The sequence below is a fragment of the Phycicoccus sp. Root563 genome, from assembly GCF_001427915.1.
Classification (GTDB): Bacteria; Actinomycetota; Actinomycetes; order Actinomycetales; family Dermatophilaceae; genus Pedococcus.
The window spans coordinates 3338601-3355650 of sequence record NZ_LMGM01000001.1; the positions used below are offsets into that span (position 1 = coordinate 3338601).

Annotated in this window: 16 protein-coding genes; 9 read left to right on the top strand and 7 right to left on the bottom strand. The window is 71.9% G+C overall.

What is annotated here, in order from left to right; genetic code table 11:
• Window positions 1-7: 7 nt before the first annotated feature.
• A complete protein-coding gene (locus ASD62_RS15890) occupies window positions 8-409 on the bottom strand; it encodes a MerR family DNA-binding transcriptional regulator (RefSeq protein ID WP_056916781.1) in 402 nt (133 codons plus the stop codon).
• Between the two features lie 104 nt (window positions 410-513).
• On the opposite strand from ASD62_RS15890, the gene ASD62_RS15895 reads away from it, so the two are divergent.
• Both ASD62_RS15895 and ASD62_RS15900 read left to right on the top strand, forming a co-directional pair.
• Window positions 514-1695 carry an acyl-CoA dehydrogenase family protein gene (locus ASD62_RS15895; RefSeq protein WP_056916782.1) on the top strand — a complete coding sequence of 394 codons (1182 nt, stop codon included), beginning with the start codon at window positions 514-516 and terminating at the stop codon, window positions 1693-1695.
• 20 nt (window positions 1696-1715) lie between these two features.
• The gene (locus tag ASD62_RS15900; RefSeq protein WP_056916783.1) at window positions 1716-3314 is read left to right on the top strand and encodes an acyl-CoA carboxylase subunit beta; all 1599 of its coding nucleotides are present in this window, start codon (window positions 1716-1718) and stop codon (window positions 3312-3314) included.
• A gap of 83 nt (window positions 3315-3397) precedes the next feature.
• Here ASD62_RS15900 and ASD62_RS15905 read toward each other — a convergent pair whose 3' ends face one another.
• The 3 genes from ASD62_RS15905 to ASD62_RS15915 all read right to left on the bottom strand — a co-directional run bounded on the left by ASD62_RS15905 (window position 3398) and on the right by ASD62_RS15915 (window position 7764).
• Window positions 3398-4060, bottom strand: coding sequence for a nucleoside triphosphate pyrophosphatase (locus ASD62_RS15905; protein WP_056916784.1), 663 nt, complete (start codon window positions 4058-4060; stop codon window positions 3398-3400).
• A gap of 38 nt (window positions 4061-4098) precedes the next feature.
• Window positions 4099-5997, bottom strand: coding sequence for a Na+/H+ antiporter (locus tag ASD62_RS15910; RefSeq protein ID WP_056916785.1), 1899 nt, complete (start codon window positions 5995-5997; stop codon window positions 4099-4101).
• Window positions 5998-6066: 69 nt separating this feature from the next.
• Window positions 6067-7764 carry a DUF885 domain-containing protein gene (locus ASD62_RS15915; RefSeq protein WP_056916786.1) on the bottom strand — a complete coding sequence of 566 codons (1698 nt, stop codon included), beginning with the start codon at window positions 7762-7764 and terminating at the stop codon, window positions 6067-6069.
• Window positions 7765-7837: 73 nt separating this feature from the next.
• Between ASD62_RS15915 and ASD62_RS15920 the strand changes: the two genes are divergently transcribed.
• A complete protein-coding gene (locus ASD62_RS15920) occupies window positions 7838-8503 on the top strand; it encodes an MOSC domain-containing protein (protein ID WP_056916787.1) in 666 nt (221 codons plus the stop codon).
• A 150-nt stretch (window positions 8504-8653) separates the two neighbouring features.
• Here ASD62_RS15920 and ASD62_RS15925 read toward each other — a convergent pair whose 3' ends face one another.
• On the bottom strand, window positions 8654-8884 hold the full coding sequence (locus ASD62_RS15925; protein WP_056916788.1) for an acyl-CoA carboxylase subunit epsilon: 231 nt from the start codon (window positions 8882-8884) through the stop codon (window positions 8654-8656).
• An 80-nt stretch (window positions 8885-8964) separates the two neighbouring features.
• Entirely contained in the window at window positions 8965-10617 is a 1653-nt protein-coding gene (locus ASD62_RS15930; RefSeq protein WP_056916789.1) for an acyl-CoA carboxylase subunit beta, read from the bottom strand.
• A gap of 24 nt (window positions 10618-10641) precedes the next feature.
• On the opposite strand from ASD62_RS15930, the gene ASD62_RS15935 reads away from it, so the two are divergent.
• From ASD62_RS15935 to ASD62_RS15955, 5 genes are all read left to right on the top strand, one after another.
• Entirely contained in the window at window positions 10642-11421 is a 780-nt protein-coding gene (locus tag ASD62_RS15935) for a biotin--[acetyl-CoA-carboxylase] ligase (protein ID WP_082580873.1), read from the top strand.
• Window positions 11422-11582: 161 nt separating this feature from the next.
• A complete protein-coding gene (locus ASD62_RS15940; RefSeq protein ID WP_235529117.1) occupies window positions 11583-12698 on the top strand; it encodes an adenylate/guanylate cyclase domain-containing protein in 1116 nt (371 codons plus the stop codon).
• Window positions 12695-13486: an enoyl-CoA hydratase/isomerase family protein gene (locus ASD62_RS15945; protein WP_056916792.1), complete on the top strand. Its 792-nt coding sequence runs from the start codon at window positions 12695-12697 to the stop codon at window positions 13484-13486. Before ASD62_RS15940 ends, ASD62_RS15945 begins: the two co-directional genes overlap by 4 nt.
• Window positions 13487-13515: 29 nt before the next feature.
• Entirely contained in the window at window positions 13516-14193 is a 678-nt protein-coding gene (locus tag ASD62_RS15950; protein WP_056917463.1) for a response regulator transcription factor, read from the top strand.
• Between the two features lie 9 nt (window positions 14194-14202).
• Window positions 14203-15228 carry a sensor histidine kinase KdpD gene (locus tag ASD62_RS15955; RefSeq protein ID WP_056916793.1) on the top strand — a complete coding sequence of 342 codons (1026 nt, stop codon included), beginning with the start codon at window positions 14203-14205 and terminating at the stop codon, window positions 15226-15228.
• A gap of 24 nt (window positions 15229-15252) precedes the next feature.
• On the opposite strand, the gene ASD62_RS15960 is transcribed toward ASD62_RS15955, so the two are convergent.
• Entirely contained in the window at window positions 15253-15753 is a 501-nt protein-coding gene (locus ASD62_RS15960; RefSeq protein WP_235529118.1) for a GtrA family protein, read from the bottom strand.
• Between the two features lie 86 nt (window positions 15754-15839).
• Here ASD62_RS15960 and ASD62_RS15965 point away from each other — a divergent pair, with 86 nt between their 5' ends.
• A complete protein-coding gene (locus ASD62_RS15965) occupies window positions 15840-17036 on the top strand; it encodes a 5-(carboxyamino)imidazole ribonucleotide synthase (protein WP_056916795.1) in 1197 nt (398 codons plus the stop codon).
• Window positions 17037-17050: the final 14 nt, after the last annotated feature.

Sequence of the window (17050 nt, forward strand, 5' to 3'; positions counted from 1 at the left end):
GGCAGGGTCAGGCGAGGTGGTCGAGGTCGGCGCGGCAGCGGCGCTCGAACTCGCCGAGCTCGGCCAGCGCGTCCTCGAGGTCCCGGCGGCGCTGCTCGAGGTCGCGGCGGCGCTCGTCGATCTGGGAGAGCACGTACTCGAGCTGGCTGGCCTTGCCGCGGGGCCGGTCGTAGAGGTCGATGATCGTGCGGATCTCCTCGAGCGGGAACCCGAGCCGCTTGCCCCGCAGGATCAGGGCCAGGCGGGTGCGGTCGCGGCGACGGTAGACCCGGGTCGTGCCGCGCCGTTCGGGGGAGATGAGCCCGAGGTCCTCGTAGTGGCGCACGGTGCGGTGCGTGACGTCGAACTCGTCCGCGATCTCCCGGATGGACCACGACTGGTCGAGATCGGTCACGTCGGCGGCTGGCATACCCGTGAGTATTGCTTTACGTTTACGTCAACGTCAAGAACTGGCGGCCACACACCTCACGTCGTGGCACCCCTGCACCACCCCCGATCCCACGAGGAGCGCGCATGTTCGAGCTGTCCAAGGAGCACGAGGACTTCCGCAAGGTCGTCCGGGAGTTCGCCCAAGACGAGGTCGAGCCGAACATCGCGAAGTGGGACAAGGCGCACCACTTCCCCACGGACCTCGTCCCGAAGATGGGCGAGCTCGGGCTCTTCGGGCTGGTCGTGCCGGAGGAGTTCGGGGGGATGGGCGACGACGGCGACTTCACCAGCCTCTGCGTCGCCATCGAGGAACTCGGCCGGGTCGACCAGTCGATCGGCATCACGCTGTCCGCCGGGGTCGGCCTGGGCATCAACCCGATCCTCACCTACGGCACGCAGGAGCAGAAGGAGCGCTTCCTGCCCGACCTGGTCGCCGGGCGCGCGCTCGCCGGTTTCGGCCTCACCGAGCCCGACGCGGGTTCGGACGCCGGTGCCACCCGCACCAAGGCGGTCCGCGACGGCGACGAGTGGGTCGTCAACGGCTCCAAGGCGTTCATCACCAACTCCGGGACCGACATCACCTCCGTCGTGACGGTCACCGCCCGCACCGGCACGAACGACGACGGTTCGGCCGTCCTCAGCGCGATCATGATCCCGTCGGGCACCCCCGGGTTCACCGTCGAGCCGGCCTACGACAAGCTCGGCTGGCACGCCTCGGACACCCACGGCCTGACCTTCGAGGACTGCCGCGTCCCGGCGGGCAACCTGCTCGGCAACGAGGGCGAGGGTTTCAAGCAGTTCCTCAAGACCCTCGACGACGGCCGCATCGCCATCTCCGCACTCGCCATCGGGATGAGCCAGCGGATGCTCGAGGAGACCACGGCCTACGCGAAGACCCGCAAGGCCTTCGGCAAGCCGATCGGCGTCAACCAGGGCATCTCGTTCCAGATCGCCGACCTCGCCGTCATGGTCGAGGCGTCGCGCCAGCTCACCTACAAGGCCGCCTGGCTCAAGGACGAGCTCGAGCGTGGCCGCCGTTCGGTCAAGGAGGTCAAGCAGGCCGCCGCCATCTGCAAGCTGTACTCGACCGAGGCCGCCGTCACCGCGACCCGCATCGCCACCCAGGTCTTCGGTGGCAACGGCTTCATGGAGGAGTACCCCGTGGCGCGCTTCTACCGCGACGCCAAGATCCTCGAGATCGGCGAGGGCACCTCCGAGGTCCAGCGCATGGTCATCGCCCGCCACCTCGGCCTCCCGACCGCGTGAGCGCCGGAGTGCGAGAGGGTATGCCGGTGAGCCGAGTCGACGACGCAAGTCCCGCCTTCGCCGTGGCCGGGGACTCCGGCGCCGACCCCAAGGTGGGGGACGTGCGCCGGCGGCTCGCCGCGGCATACGAGGCCTCGGGCTCCGCGCCCGAGAAGGCGAAGGCGAAGCTCGACGCGCAGGGCAAGCTCTACGTCCGCGACCGGATCGCCCTGCTGTTCGACGAGGGCAGCTTCGTCGAGGACGGCCGGTTCGCCAACGCGACGGCCCAGGGCCTGCCCGCCGACGGTGTCGTCACCGGGCGCGGGATGGTCGACGGGCGGCCGGCGATCGTCATCGCGAACGACCCGACCGTCAAGGCCGGCTCGTGGGGCGCGCGCACCGTCGAGAAGATCGTCCGCGCCACCGAGATGGCGTTGCGCGAGGAGCTGCCGGTCTTCTGGTTCGTCGACTCGGCAGGCGCGCGCATCACCGACCAGGTCGAGATGTTCCCGGGACGTCGTGGCGCCGGGAAGATCTTCCACAACCAGGTCGCGCTGTCCGGCAAGGTCCCGCAGATCTGCTGCCTCTTCGGCCCGAGCGCCGCGGGCGGTGCCTACATCCCGTCGTTCACCGACCTCATCATCATGGTCGAGGGCAACGCGTCGATGTACCTCGGCAGCCCACGCATGGCGGAAATGGTTGTGGGAGAGAAGGTTTCGCTCGAGGACATGGGCGGTGCGCGCATGCACTGCACCGTCTCCGGGGTCGGCGACCTGCTCGTCTCCGACGACACCGAGGCGATCGAGCTCGCCAAGCTCTACTTCTCCTACGTCCCCTCCAGCTGGCGCGCCGACAAGCCGAGCTATGCCCCCGAGGAGCCGTCGCGCCCGCTCACGCGGCACACGGTGCCCGAGCGCGAGAGCCAGCCGTTCGACATCCACGAGGTGATCGACGGGCTGCTCGACGACGAGTCGTTCTTCGAGATCAAGCCGCTGTTCGCCCCCGAGCTCGTCATCGGGTTCGGCCGGATGGACGGCGAGACCGTGGGCATCGTCGCCAACAACTCGATGGTCAAGGGTGGCGTGCTGTTCACCGACAGCGCCGACAAGGCCGCACGGTTCATCTGGCTGTGCGACGCGTTCTCGATCCCGCTGCTCTACCTCGCCGACGTCCCGGGGTTCATGATCGGCTCCGAGGTCGAGCGCGGTGGCATCATCCGCCACGGCGCGAAGATGGTGCACGCCGTGTCGTCCGCGACCGTCCCGCAGTTCTGCATCGTCGTCCGCAAGGCGTACGGCGCCGGCCTCTACGCGATGGGTGGACCGGGTTTCGCTCCCGACGCGACGATCGCGCTGCCGACCGCGCGGATCGCCGTCATGGGTCCCGAGGCCGCGGTGAATGCGGTGTACGCCAACAAGATCGCCGCCATCGAGGACCCCGACGAGCGCGAGGCGTTCGTCCAGGAGATGCGCCGCGAGTACGAGGAGGACGTCGACCTCGAGCGCCTCGCCGCGGACCTCGTCCTCGACCAGGTCATCGAGGCCGACGCCCTGCGCGCCGAGCTCCTCCTGCGGCTGCGGTACGCCGCGAACCGTGAACGCCACTTCGCCACCAAGCGCCGGGACGTCCCCCCGGTCTGACCGGACGTCTCGCTGGCGGCGGCGTAGGCCGTGCGTCCCTGCGCGTCAACGAGAGCCAGGTGCGCGGTCGCTGGCGTCTTGCGTCAGTTGCCGCGGGCGGAGCTCGGGCTGCGCAGGGTGCGCCAGGCGATGCCGATCTCCCCGAGCAGCTCGCGCAGCAGCGGCAGGCTGAGTCCGACGACGTTGCTCGGGTCGCCCTCGATGCCCGCGACGTAGGGGGAACCGAGCCCGTCGAGCGTGAACGACCCGGCCACGCGCAGGGGCTCACCCGTCGCGACGTACGCCTCGATCTCCGCGGGGTCCAGGCTGGCGAAGTGGACGGTGGTCGAGGCCGTCGCCCCCAGGGTCGCGCCGGTGCCGCCGGCGTCGCTCTCGCGGGTGTCGACGAGCCAGTGCCCGGTGTGCAGGACGCCGGAGCGCCCGCTCATCCGGGACCAGCGCTCGATCGCCTCCGCGGCGTCGACGGGCTTGCCGTGCACCTCGCCGTCGAGCTCGAGCACCGAGTCGCAGCCGAGCACCAGGGCGTGCTCGATCTGGGCGGCGACGTCCTCGGCCTTGGCGCGGGCGAGGACGAGGGCGACGTCCTCCGGGGCCAGCTCGCCGTACGTCTCGCGTGCCGCTGCCGTCACGGCGTCCTCGTCCACGGAGCTGACGACGATGCTCGGCTCCACCCCCGCGGCGAGCAGGAGCTTCTTGCGGGCGGGCGAGGCGGAGGCGAGGACGAGCGAGGCGGTCGGGTTGGTCATGCCCGGACCCTATCCGCCGCCGGAAGCCCCCCGAGCCCTCAGCCGAGCTGGTTGTCGACGAAGCACCAGCGCCAGGACTCGCCGGGCTCGAAGCTGCGCATCACCGGGTGCCCGGACTCGTGGAAGTGCGCGTCCGCGTGCTTCTGCGGCGAGGAGTCGCAGCACCCGACGTGGCCGCAGTCGAGGCACAGCCGCAGGTGGACCCACTGCGTCCCGTCGCGCAGGCACTGCTCGCAACCGTGCGGGCTGGTCGGGGCGACGAACCGGTCGTGGTGGTCAGCGAGGTGCTGGCACTGTCCCTCGGTGCGCTCGACCGGCAGCATCGGCTCGTCACGCAGCGCGGAGGTGCGGTCCTCGATCCGGTCGAGCATCGACTCCTCGATGTCGAGCTGCGCCATGACGTGGGCGAGGACCTCCTGGTCGGCGTTGCCCTCGCCGCGGATCCGCAGCAGCTCGCGCCGCTCGGCCTCGAGCATCGTCATCCGCATCCGCCGGTACGTCTCGCTCGGGGTCTCGGCGCCCTCACGTCCCTGGCCGAGGCGTTCCCAGACGATGTTCGTACGGTTCTCCGCCCGGGCCCGGAGGGTCTCGACCACCTCGGGGTCCGAGCCGTCGCAGTTCTCCAGGGCGGTCAGCCCTGCGGAGACCGAGGCCTGGAGGATGGTCGCCTCCTGCAGCGCGTCCTCGCGCGGGTCGGGTCCGCGGACCCGCAGCCAGCGGGCGAGCAGCGGCAGGGTGGTGCCCTGCACCAGCAGGGTGCCCACGGTGACGACCATGGCGATCCAGACCAGGACGCCCCGGTACGGCGTCTCCTGGGGGAGCGTGAACGCGGCGGCGAGCGTGACCACGCCACGCATGCCCGCCCACGAGATGATCGCGCTGTGCGCGTACGGCCGCGACGTGGGGCTGATGCCCTTGTCGAAGCGGCTGAACAGCAGGCGGGTGGGGAAGACGTACAGGGGGCGCAGCAGGACGACCGTGGTGAGGACGGCCAGCGTGACGACCACGACCCGTCCCCACGACAGGCCCGAGTCGGAGATGTCGGCGACGATGCGCCGCATCTGCAGGCCGATCATGAGGAAGACGGCGTTCTCGAGGAGGAACTGCACCGACGCCCAGTTGATCCGCTCACTGAGGCGCGAGGCCGCCGTCTGCACGACCGGTGACTTGTGGCCCAGCAGCAGCCCGGCGACGACCACGGCCAGGACGCCGGAGGACTCGAAGTGCTCGGCCGGCAGGAACGCCACGAACGGCACGATGAAGGACAGGGAGGTGTCGATGGCCGGGTCGGTGAAGTTGCGGCGGATCAGGCCGATGACGAGGGCCACGACCACCCCGAACCCGATCCCGCCGACGACCGCCCAAGCGAAGTCGAGCGCGACCGACCCGAAGGTCACCTGGTCGGCCGCGGCGTGCGCGCCCACACCGGCGACGCTGAAGGCGGCGATGGCGGTCCGCAGGGACACCAGGGCCGTCGCGTCGTTGACCAGCGACTCGCCCTCGAGGATGGTCACCACCCGGCGTGGGAGGCCGATCCGGCGGGCCACGGCGGTGGCCGCGACGGCGTCCGGTGGGGCGACGACGGCGCCCAGGGCGAAGGCCACGGCGAACGGGACGGGGATCAGCCACCACGTCACGAGGCCGACACCGGCAGCGGTGAACAGCACCAGCCCGACGGACAGCGCCAGGATCGACGTGGTGTTGGCCCGGAAGTCCACGAGCGAGGTCCGGACCGCCGCGGCATACAACAGGGGTGGGAGCAGGCCGTAGAGGACGACGTCCGGGGTGAGGACCGGCTCCTTGATGAAGGAGATGTAGGAGATGCCGATGCCCACGACGATCAGCGAGAGGGGCGCCGGGACGTTGATGCGTTCGGAGAGCCCCGCGACGACGATCACCGCAGCGACGATGGCGACCAGGGTCAGGGCGAGTGTCACGCGGGCATCTTCCCACCCGCAGGGGATGAACGCGTCGGCCGACCACCGCTGGTGGCCGGCCGACGAAGGTCAGTCGAGCTCGCCGAGGACCGCCTGGCGCAGGGTGTCGAGGCCGACGCTGCCGATGTCGAGCGCGCGACGGTGGAAGTCCTTGAGGCTGAAGGCGTCGCCCTCCTTCTCGCGCACCTGCTCGCGCAGCTGCAGCCAGAGGCGCTCGCCGATCTTGTAGGAGGGAGCCTGACCCGGCCAGCCGAGGTAGCGGTCGAGCTCGAAGCGCAGCCAGGCCTCGCCCTGGTTGGCGTGGGCGGTGAGGTACTGCCAGGCCTTGTCGTAGTCCCATGCACCGCCGCCGACCTCCTCGGGCGCCTCGAACCCGCAGTGCACGCCGATGTCGATGACGACGCGGGCTGCTCGCAGGGACTGGCTGTCGAGCAGGCCGAGCCGGTTGCCCGGGTCGTCCATGTGCCCGAGCTCGGCCATGAGCAGCTCCGCGTAGAGCGCCCAGCCCTCGCCGTGGCCGGAGGTCCAGATGCCGATGCGGCGCCACCGGTTGAGCAGCTCGGAGCGGAACACCGTCTGGGCGACCTGGAGGTGGTGACCGGGAACGCCCTCGTGGTAGACGGTGGTGAGCTCCTTCCACGTGCCGAACGCCGTGACGCCCTTGGGGACGGACCACCACATCCGGCCCGGGCGGGTGAAGTCCTCGCTGGGGCCGGTGTAGTAGATCCCACCGGTCTGGGTCGGCGCGATGAGGCACTCGATGGTGCGCACCGGGTCGGGGATGTCGAAGTGCGTGTCGGCGAGCTCGGCGATGGCGGCGTCGGCCTTCTTCTGCATCCAGGCCTTGAGCTCGTCGGTGCCGTGGAGCTGGTACGCCGGGTCGGCGTCCAGGGCCGCGATGGCCCCGGCCACGGTGGCGCCGGGCTTGATCTGGTCGGCGACCGCGGCCATCTCGGCCGTGAGCCGCCGGACCTCCTCCTGGCCCCACGCGTAGGTCTCCTCGAGGTCGACCTCGGCCCCGATGAAGGCCCGCGACAGCAGCGCGTAGGCCTCGCGCCCGCAGGCATCCGCCTCCGGGGCCCGGTCCAGCAGGTTCTCGGCCAGCCAGGGGCCGAGCTCCGCGTATGCCGCGCGGGCGCCGCCCACGGCGGCCTCCAGCTGGGTGCGGGTGCCGTCGGAGAGGTCGGCCGTGCCGGCCGTGGTCCCGTCGAGCAGTCCGGCGAAGTAGCCGTCGTCGGCGGTGAGGTCCTCGCACTGGGCGATGCAGGCCTTGACCTGGCGGCGCGGGGCGATGTTGCCCTTGTCGGCCGCGGCGGTGAGGCTCTGCTTCCACTGGTCGAGGGCGGTCGGCACCTTCTCCAGCCGCCGGGCGAAGACCCCCCAGTCCTCGTCGGTGTCCGTGGCCATGAGGTCGAAGCAGCCCCGGATCTCCTGCAGCGGGGAGGCGAGGACGTTGAGGGCCATCTCGTCCAGCCCCGCGGCATACGTCTCCTCGGCGAGGCCGATGCGCTCGCGCAGGGCCGCGATGGTGACGCGGTCGATGTCGTCGACGGGCGGCACACCCTCGAGGCGGGACAGGATCTCGCGACGCAGCTCCGAGGCGGCGGCATGGCCGGCGGGGGAGAAGTCGTCCAGCTCCTCCTCGTACCCGGCGATGCCGTAGTAGGTCGCGCTGATCGGGCTGAGGGCTGCGGTGCGCGCGAGGTAGTCGTCGGCGATGGCGTCGACTGCGGTGGCGGGCCGGGTCGTGGAGGTCTGGGTGCTCACAGCCGCGAACGTACCCCAGCGGCCTGACGTCGTCACCGCCTTATCGGCTTGCCGCACTGCCTAGGCTGGCCGCATGACTGCCCGCCTGCTCTCGCTCAACATCGGCGCCTCCGAGCCCAACCCGGCCAAGTCGGTCGGTGTCACCGGCATCGGCAAGAAGCCGGTCGGGTCCGCGACCCTGCGCGCCCCCGGGCCCAAGCACGGTGGGCTCGGCAGCGGGGTCGTCGGCGACTTCATCGCGGACGTGAAGCACCACGGCGGGGACCAGCAGGCGGTCTACGCGTACGCCCGCGAGGAGCTCGACGCCTGGCAGGAGCGGCTGGGACGCGAGCTGGCAGACGGGGTCTTCGGGGAGAACCTCACGACCACGGGGCTCGAGGTCGACGGTGCCCTCCTCGGCGAGCGGTGGGCGGTCGGGGACGAGGTCGTCCTCGAGGTCTGCGGCCCTCGCGTCCCGTGCGCGACGTTCCAGGCCCGGATGGGCGAGCGCGGGTGGGTCAAGCGGTTCACCGAGGTCGGCAACACGGGTGCCTACCTCTCGGTCGTCACCGGTGGGGAGGTCCGTCCCGGCGACGCGATCGAGGTGGTGTCGCGGCCCGGGCACGGTGTCGACGTGCGGATGGCCTTCCGGGCGTTCATGGGCGACCTCGAGGCGGCCCGTCAGGTCCTGGCGGCCGACGCCCTCGCCGGGGCCGACGCCGAGGAGCTGCGCGAGATGGTCGAGAGCCGCACCCGCTGACCGACCACCACCCCACGCAGAACGCTGGCTGCGCGGTGAAGCTCGCCGAATCAACCCTCGGTCTGCCGCGCAACCAGCGTCTTGCCTGCTCTCCGTCGGGGACGTGAGGTATGCCGCGGAGCCGGGTGCGCGGCACACCTCCCCTGGGGCTCAGCGCCAGGCGGAGGCGCGCCACGCGCCCGGACCCGGGGTGAGGGGGCGGCGCACGAGGCGTTCACGGGACGTCCACGCCGAGGTGGACCGCGGTGCCGGCGCCTCGTCGCCACCGGACGCGGCCGACAGCACGGCGAACAGCGCCGCGATCTCCTCCGGGCTCGCGTCGCCGCGGACCAGCCGCAGCGGCGGCTCCGTCGCTGCGGACTCGCTCTGCTCGGGGGTCATGGGGCCGGGTCCCCCTGAGCTCGGACTCTGCTCGGGGGTCATAGGGCCGGGTCCCCCTGAGCTCGGAGCCAGCGACGAGGTCATAGGGGAATGTTCCCGTGCTTCTTGGGCGGCAGCGTCTCCCGCTTGGTGCGCAGGGCGCGCAGGGCCCGGGTGACGTTCATGCGCGTGTTGCTGGGGGTGATCACCGTGTCGATGTAGCCGCGCTCGGCCGCGATGTAGGGGTTGGCGAGGGTGTCCTCGTACTCGGTGATGAACCGCTGGCGGGCCTCCTCGACGTTCTCGCCATCGGCCTCGGCGGCCGCGAGCTGCTTGCGGTAGAGGATGTTGACCGCGCCCTGGGCACCCATGACCGCGATCTGCGCCGTCGGCCAGGCGAGGTTGATGTCGGCGCCGAGGTGCTTGGAACCCATGACGTCGTACGCGCCGCCGTAGGCCTTGCGGGTGATGACGGTGACGAGGGGGACGGTGGCCTCGGCGTAGGCGTAGATGAGCTTGGCGCCACGGCGGATGATGCCGTCCCACTCCTGGTCGGTGCCCGGGAGGAAGCCGGGGACGTCGACGAAGGTCAGCACCGGCACGTTGAACGCGTCGCAGGTCCGCACGAACCGGGCGGCCTTCTCCGAGGCGTCGATGTCGAGGGTGCCGGCGAACTGCATCGGCTGGTTGGCGACGACCCCGACCGAGCGGCCCTCGACCCGCCCGAAGCCGCAGATGATGTTGGGCGCGAACAACGGGTGCACCTCGAGGAACTCGCCGTCGTCGACGACCGAGCCGATGACGGTGTGCATGTCGTAGGGCTGGTTGGGGCTGTCGGGGATGAGCGTGTCGAGGACCCGGTCGTCGTCGGTGACCTCGAGCGACGGCAGGTCGGCGTCGTCGGCGAAGGACGGCGGCTCCTCGAGGTTGTTGCTCGGGAGGTAGGACAGGAGCGCCTTGACGTACTCGATCGCGTCGGCCTCGTCGTCACCCATGTAGTGCGCGACACCGGACTTGGTGTTGTGGGCGCGGGCGCCACCGAGGTCCTCGAACGAGACGACCTCGCCGGTGACGGTCTTGATGACGTCGGGACCGGTGATGAACATGTGCGACGTCTGGTCGACCATCACGGTGAAGTCCGTGACGGCGGGGGAGTAGACCGCCCCGCCGGCACAGGGGCCCATGACGAGGGAGATCTGCGGGATGACGCCGCTGGCGTGGACGTTGCGGCGGAAGATCTCGCCGTAGAGGCCGAGCGAGACCACGCCCTCCTGGATCCGCGCGCCGCCGGAGTCGTTGAGGCCGACGACCGGGCAGCCGACCTTCATCGCGAAGTCCATGACCTTGCAGATCTTCTCGCCGAAGACCTCGCCGAGCGACCCGCCGAACACGGTGAAGTCCTGGGCGAAGACGGCGACGGTGCGGCCGTCGACGGTGCCGTACCCGGTGACGACGCCGTCGCCGTAGGGGCGGTTCTGCTCCTGCCCGAAGGCGGTGCTGCGGTGGCGGGCGTACTTGTCCATCTCGACGAAGGACCCCTCGTCGAGCAGCATCTCGAGGCGCTCGCGGGCGGTCTTCTTGCCCCTGGCGTGCTGCTTCTCGACGGCCCGCTCCGAGCCGGCGTGGGCGACCTCGGCCACGCGGCGCTTGAGGTCGGCGAGCTTGCCTGCCGTCGAGTGGAGGTCGACACCGGAGTCGGGGCTGGGGACGTCGGTGCCGCCGGTGGAGACCGCGTCGGTGGTGGTCTGGGCCATGCCGGGGAGCCTAGCCTTGCCCCCATGCGCCAACCTCTCCAGCGTGAGGCATTGCACGAGGCGTTGGTCACGTCGGGCTCACCGTGGTTGGACGTCGACGTCCACCGCGAGCTCGGCTCGACCAACGCCGAGGCCGCTCGCCTCGCCCGGCCCTTCCACGTCGTCGTCACCGACCACCAGCAGGCGGGGCGCGGACGGCTCGGCCGCGTCTGGGAGACGCCACCGGACACCTCCGTGACCCTGTCGGTCCTGCTGCCCGCACCGGACGCGGGGCGCGGCTGGATGCCCCTGGCTGCGGGACTCGCGGTCCGCGACGCCATCGGGGACGTCGCCGGCCTGGAGGCCGGGCTGAAGTGGCCCAACGACGTCCTCCTCCCCGCCGACGAGGAGCGCAAGGTCTGCGGAATCCTCTGCGAGCTGCAGCCGGGCGGCATCGTGGTGGGCCTCGGGATCAACGTCGACCAGGAGCGCGACGAGCTGCCCGTCGACACGGCCACGTCGCTGCGCCTCGCCGGTGCCCCCGACACCAGCCGGGAGGACCTCGTCGTCGCCCTGCTCGGCCACCTGGCGCGGTGGCACGGTGAGCTGTGCGGCGGCCCGGCGGCGCGCGCGGGTCTCCACGCCGCCTACCGGTCGGCGTGCCTGACCATCGGGCGCGACGTGGAGCTGCACGTCGCCGGCGGTGACGTGCGGCGCGCCCGGGCCACAGGGGTCGACGAGGAGGGGCGGCTCGTGGTCGCCTCGGGGGGCACGGAGTACCCGGTCGCCGCCGGGGACGTCGTGCACGTGCGGCCGGCGAGCTGACCGACTCCTGCGGCGAGGGCCTCCCCGGCACGGCATGATGCGGGGTGAGGGACGCACCGCCGCGCCCCGTGCAGTCCTGCCGCGTGCGGGGCTGCTCCCGTGTTGCCCAGCAGGCGCAGCGACGTGTGCGCCGTCCGTGAGATCCCGAGGAGGTGTCGGCCGTGTCCGAGGTCGGACGCCACCGCATCGTGCGCCCCGAGGACTTCGCCGCCCTGAGCCCGGACAACCTCGAGGCCCGACTGCTCGGCAAGCCGGCCACCATGGCCCGCCGCGACGTCAGCCGCGGCGCCGAGGTCTCGCTGCTGTCGGCCCGCAAGTTCTGGCACGCCCTGGGGTTCCCGATCGTCGAGGACGACGACGCGATGTTCACCGAGGCCGACCAGATGGCCCTCATGGCCGTGGCGCGGCTCGTGCGCGAGGAGGAGCTCGACGAGGCGACCGCCCTCGCGATGACCCGTGCGTTCGCGCGCACCACCGACCGGCTCGCGGTCTGGCAGACCCAGCTCATGGCCGAGGCGCTCGCCGACCCGGCGCTCGAGGCGGCCCTCGACGAGGCCGACGCCCGCGGCGCCCCCGACCTCGACGCCGCCAAGGCGGCGGCCCGCAAGCTCGCCGACATGGCCGACTCGCTCGAGCCCCTGCTCATCTACGCCTGGCGCCGGCACCTCACCGCCGCCATCTCCCGCATGCTCGCCGACGCCGACCCCCAGCAGTCGGCCCAGGGCGTGCGCCGCGTGGTCGGGTTCGCCGACCTCGTCAACTTCACCTCGCTGGTGCGCCGGATGACCGAGCGCCAGCTCGCGGTCATGGTGCAGCGGTTCGAGGCGCTCGCGACCGACATCGTCACCGCCCACGGCGGCCGGGTGATCAAGACCGTGGGGGACGAGATCCTGTTCGTCACCATCGACGCCGCGCCCGCCGCCGCGGTCGCCCTCGACCTCGTCGAGACGATGGCCGAGGACGACCTGCTCCCGGACGTGCGGGTCGGTATGGCGGTCGGCCCGGTCCTCTCGCGCCTCGGGGACGTCTTCGGCACCACCGTCAACCGCGCCTCCCGGATCACCAGCGTCGCGCCGGGTGGCGGCGTGCTCGTCGACGACGCCCTCGCCACGGCGCTCGCGTCGCTGTCGGGGTTCGAGACCACCGCGCTGCGCACCCGCACGCTGCGTGGCATCGGTCGGGTGACCCCGAGCGAGCTGCGCCGCGCCACCGGCGGCCGCCTGGCCGGCCGCACCCCCACGCCGCCCCCTGCACCCCCACGAGAGGACACCCCATGACGACGACCATGGTCCGCATCGAGCGGCACGGAGACGGCGGCCACGTCGCCGAGCTGGTCCTCGACCGCCCCGAGGCGATGAACGCGGTGTCCACCGAGATGGCGCACGCCCTCGGACGCGCGGCCCGCGAGCTGGCCGAGGACCGCACCGTGCGCGCGGTCGTCGTCAGCTCGACCCACCCGAAGGCCTTCTGCGTCGGTGCCGACCTGAAGGAGCGCAACTCCTTCACCGACGAGGACCTGCGCGCCCAGCGCCCGCTCGCGCGGGCGGCATACCGCGGCGTGCTCGACCTGCCCGTGCCCGTCGTGGCGGCCGTGGACGGGTACGCGCTGGGAGGTGGCTTCGAGATCGCGCTGTCCTGCGACCTCGTCATCTGCGGCGAGGGCGCAGTGGTCGGCCTGCCCGAGGTGTCCGTCGGGGTCATCCCCGGAGGGGGCGGCACCCAGCTGCTCACCCGCCGCATCGGCTGGTCCCGCTCGGCGCGGATGATCTTCACCGCCGAGCGCTTCTCCGCGGCCGACGCCTGCGCCCTGGGCGCGGTCGACGAGGTGGTGCCGGCCGGCTCGGCCCGCGAGCGGGCCCTCGAGCTCGCGACGACGATCGCGGCCAACTCGCCGGTCGGCGTGCGCAACGCCAAGGCCGCGATGCGCCGCGGCTTCGACACCGACCTGGCCGCCGGGCTGGAGCTCGAGGACGAGCACTGGGCCGCGACGGCGTTCTCTGCGGACCGTGCCGAAGGTGTGTCCGCTTTCAACGAAAAACGCCGTCCGGAGTGGCCTGGTCGCTGATCTGGCTCGTCGTTCCCTACGATCACCCCATGACCCGTGTGCTGTTGGCCGAGGACGACCCCGCCATCTCCGAACCGCTGGCCCGTGCGCTGCGACGAGAGGGCTACGACGTCGACGTCCGCGCAGACGGCCGTGCGGCCCTCGAGGCCTCGGCGGAGAACCCGGACCTGGTCGTCCTCGACCTCGGCCTGCCCTACGTCGACGGGCTCGAGGTGTGCCGCCGCATCCGTGCGGAGGGCCGTACCGTCCCCGTCCTGATCCTCACGGCCCGCGCCGACGAGGTCGACACGGTCGTCGGGCTCGACGCCGGCGCAGACGACTACGTCACCAAGCCGTTCCGCCTCGCCGAGCTCCTGGCCCGGGTCCGGGCCCTGCTGCGGCGCAACCCCACCGACGCGCCGTCGGCCAACGAGCTCGTCCGCATCGACCCCGAGGGTCGGCGCGCGTGGTTCCAGGAGGAGGAGCTGCAGCTCACCGCCAAGGAGTTCGACCTGCTGCGCGTGCTGGTCCGCGAGCAGGGCAAGGTCGTCTCCCGCGAGCAGCTCATGCGCGAGATCTGGGAGACCGCATGGTTCGGCTCGACCAAGACGCTCGACATGCACATCTCCGTCCTGCGCCGAAAGCTCGGCGACGACGCCGCCCAGCCCCGCTACATCGCCACCGTGCGTGGTGTCGGGTTCCGCTTCGAGCGCGGCGACGAGGTCTGAGCGCCTGACATGCGTCAACAGCTGATCCGCTCCACGGTCCTGGCCGTGGGACTCGCGATCGTCATCACGATGGTGCCGGTGGCCGTGGCGATCTGGCGCGCCACCGTCGCCGGCCGTGGGGTGGTCGCGACCTGGCTCAGCGCCGGGACCCCGACCGAGACGTCCCTGCGCCTCGTCGGCATCGCCATCGCCCTGTCGGTGCTCGCCCTCGGCGTGGGCGTGTTCGTCGCGATCCAGCAGGCGCGTCGCCTCTCCCGTCCGATGACGCAGCTCGCCGACCGGGCCGAGCGGCTCGGTGCCGGTGAGTCGCGGATCCAGCCGCTGCACTCGGGCATCGCCGAGCTCGACCAGGTCTCCCAGGTCCTCTCGCGCAGCGCGCAGACCCTGACGAAGTCGCTGGCGTCCGAACGCGACTTCGCCGCCGATGCCTCGCACCAGCTGCGCACGCCGCTCACCGCGCTCCTCATGCGCCTCGAGGAGATCGCCGCCACGGACGACCTCGAGGTCGTGCAGGAGGAGGCCAACATCGCCATCGCCCAGGTCGAGCGGCTCACCCGGGTCGTCGACGACCTCATGTCGCGGACCCGCCGCGGTGGCGACGAGCCCAAGGCGACGGTCTCCCTCGACTCGGTCATCGCCGCGCTCCAGCGCGAGTGGCAGCCGGCCTTCGAGCAGGCCCGGCGCAGCGTCCGGGTGCACGGGGAGCGGGGCCTGGTCGTCCAGGCCACCCCGGTGGCGCTCTCGCAGGTGCTGTCCACGCTGCTCGAGAACTCCCTGGCCCACGGTCGCGGCACCGTGGACGTCGCCGCCCGGCGCTCCGGCCCGTCCGTCGTCGTCGAGGTGACCGACCAGGGCGAGGGGGTGCCCGCCACCATCGCCCCGCACATCTTCGAGCGCTCGGTCACGACCAGCGGCACCGGCCTCGGCCTGGCCCTGGCCCGCGACCTCGCCGAGTCCAACGGTGGCCGGCTCGAGCTGATCCAGGCCCAGCCCGCGATCTTCGCGCTCTTCCTCAGCGAGTCCGACGCCGCCTGAGGTGGATCCGCTGCGGCGGGGGCGTCACTCGGACAGGGGCGAGGTGTCCGCGAGGGGTTCGTGGCTGAACACGAACCGGCGGTAGGCGTAGAACCGGAACAACGTGCCGAGCGCGATGCCGATCATCTTGGCGAGGTTCTCCGCGACCCAGCCGGTCTCGCCGGCGACGACCTGGTTGGTGACCCCGACGCAGAACGCCTGGATGAGCAGGGCCACCCCGTTGGTCAGCGCGAACAGCAGCGCCTCGTGGTGCACCGGACGGTTGCGGCGGTGCCGGAACGTCCACATCCGGTTGCCGACCCACGCGACCACGGTGGCCACGGCGGCCGAGATGATCGTCGCCACCACGGCGTGCGACAGCACCCAGTCGCCGGTGCCCTGCAGGACGGTGCGGCGAAGGAGGTTGAACCCGCCGATGTCGATGACGAAGGCGACGGCCCCCACGACGCCGAACTTGATCATCTCGCGGTAGAGGACGTCGACGGTCCCACGCAGGCGCGTGAGGACGGAGGGGGTCGCAGACACCAGCGGAGCCTATCGACCGATGCCGTGCGGCGCGTGCCCAGCACCGCGCCCTCGGCCCAACGGGGGAGGCCGATATCCTCGCCGTCGTGACGTCACCGCAACGCGCCCCCGGAGGGTTCCCCGTCGTCGGCATCATCGGTGGCGGCCAGCTCGCCCGGATGTGTGCCGGACCCGCTGCCGAGCTGTCCCTGACCCTGAGCGTCCTGGCCGAGGCACCGGATGCCGCCGCGGCACAGGTGATCCCGTCGGCGCCCGTCGGGGACCACACCGACGTCGAAGCCGTCCTCGCCTTCGCGGCCGAGTGCGACGTGGTGACCTTCGACCACGAACACGTCCCGCCGGCGGTCCTGGACGCCCTCGTGGCTGCGGGGGTACCGCTGCACCCGAGCCCGGACGCCCTGCACTTCGCGCAGGACAAGCTGGCCATGCGCGAACGCCTCACCGAGATCGGCGTTGCCTGCCCGCCGTGGGCCAGGGCCCTCACCGCGGACGAGGTGACGGAGTTCGGCGACCGCACCGGGTGGCCGGTCGTCGCGAAGACCCCCCGCGGCGGCTACGACGGCAAGGGCGTGCGGGTCATCGGCTCGGCCGACGACGTCGCCGACTGGCTCGAGCAGGTCGGGCAGCCCGGTGCCCTCGCCGACGGCGTGCTGCTCGAGGAGAAGGTCGACTTCGTCCGCGAGCTCGCGGTCCTCATCGCCCGCAGCCCCTCCAACCAGGCTGCGGCCTGGCCGGTGGTCGAGACGGTGCAGACCGACGGCATCTGCACCGAGGTGCTGGCCCCGGCGCCCGGACTCGACGCGGACCTCGCGGCCGTGGCCACCGAGGCCGGCCTGCGGATCGCCGAGGAGCTCGGCGTCACCGGGGTCTTCGCGGTGGAGATGTTCGAGGTGCGCGACCCCGCGACGGGCGCCGCGGCATACGTCGTCAACGAGCTGGCCATGCGCCCGCACAACAGCGGGCACTGGTCCATGGACGGGGCGGTGACGGGCCAGTTCGAGCAGCACCTGCGCGCGGTCCTCGACCTCCCGCTCGGCGCGCCCACGCCGCGCGAACCGCACACGGTCATGGCCAACGTGCTCGGTGGCGACTTCCCGGAGCTGTACCCCGCCTACCGTCACATCATGGCCAGGGACCCCGGTCTCAAGGTGCACCTCTACGGCAAGTCGGTCCGTCCGGGCCGCAAGATCGGCCACGTCACCGTGAGCGGAGCCGACCTCACCGACCTGCGCGCGCGGGCCGGCCACGCCGCCGACTACCTCGCAGGAGTGATCACCGAATGAGCGACGCCGCCACC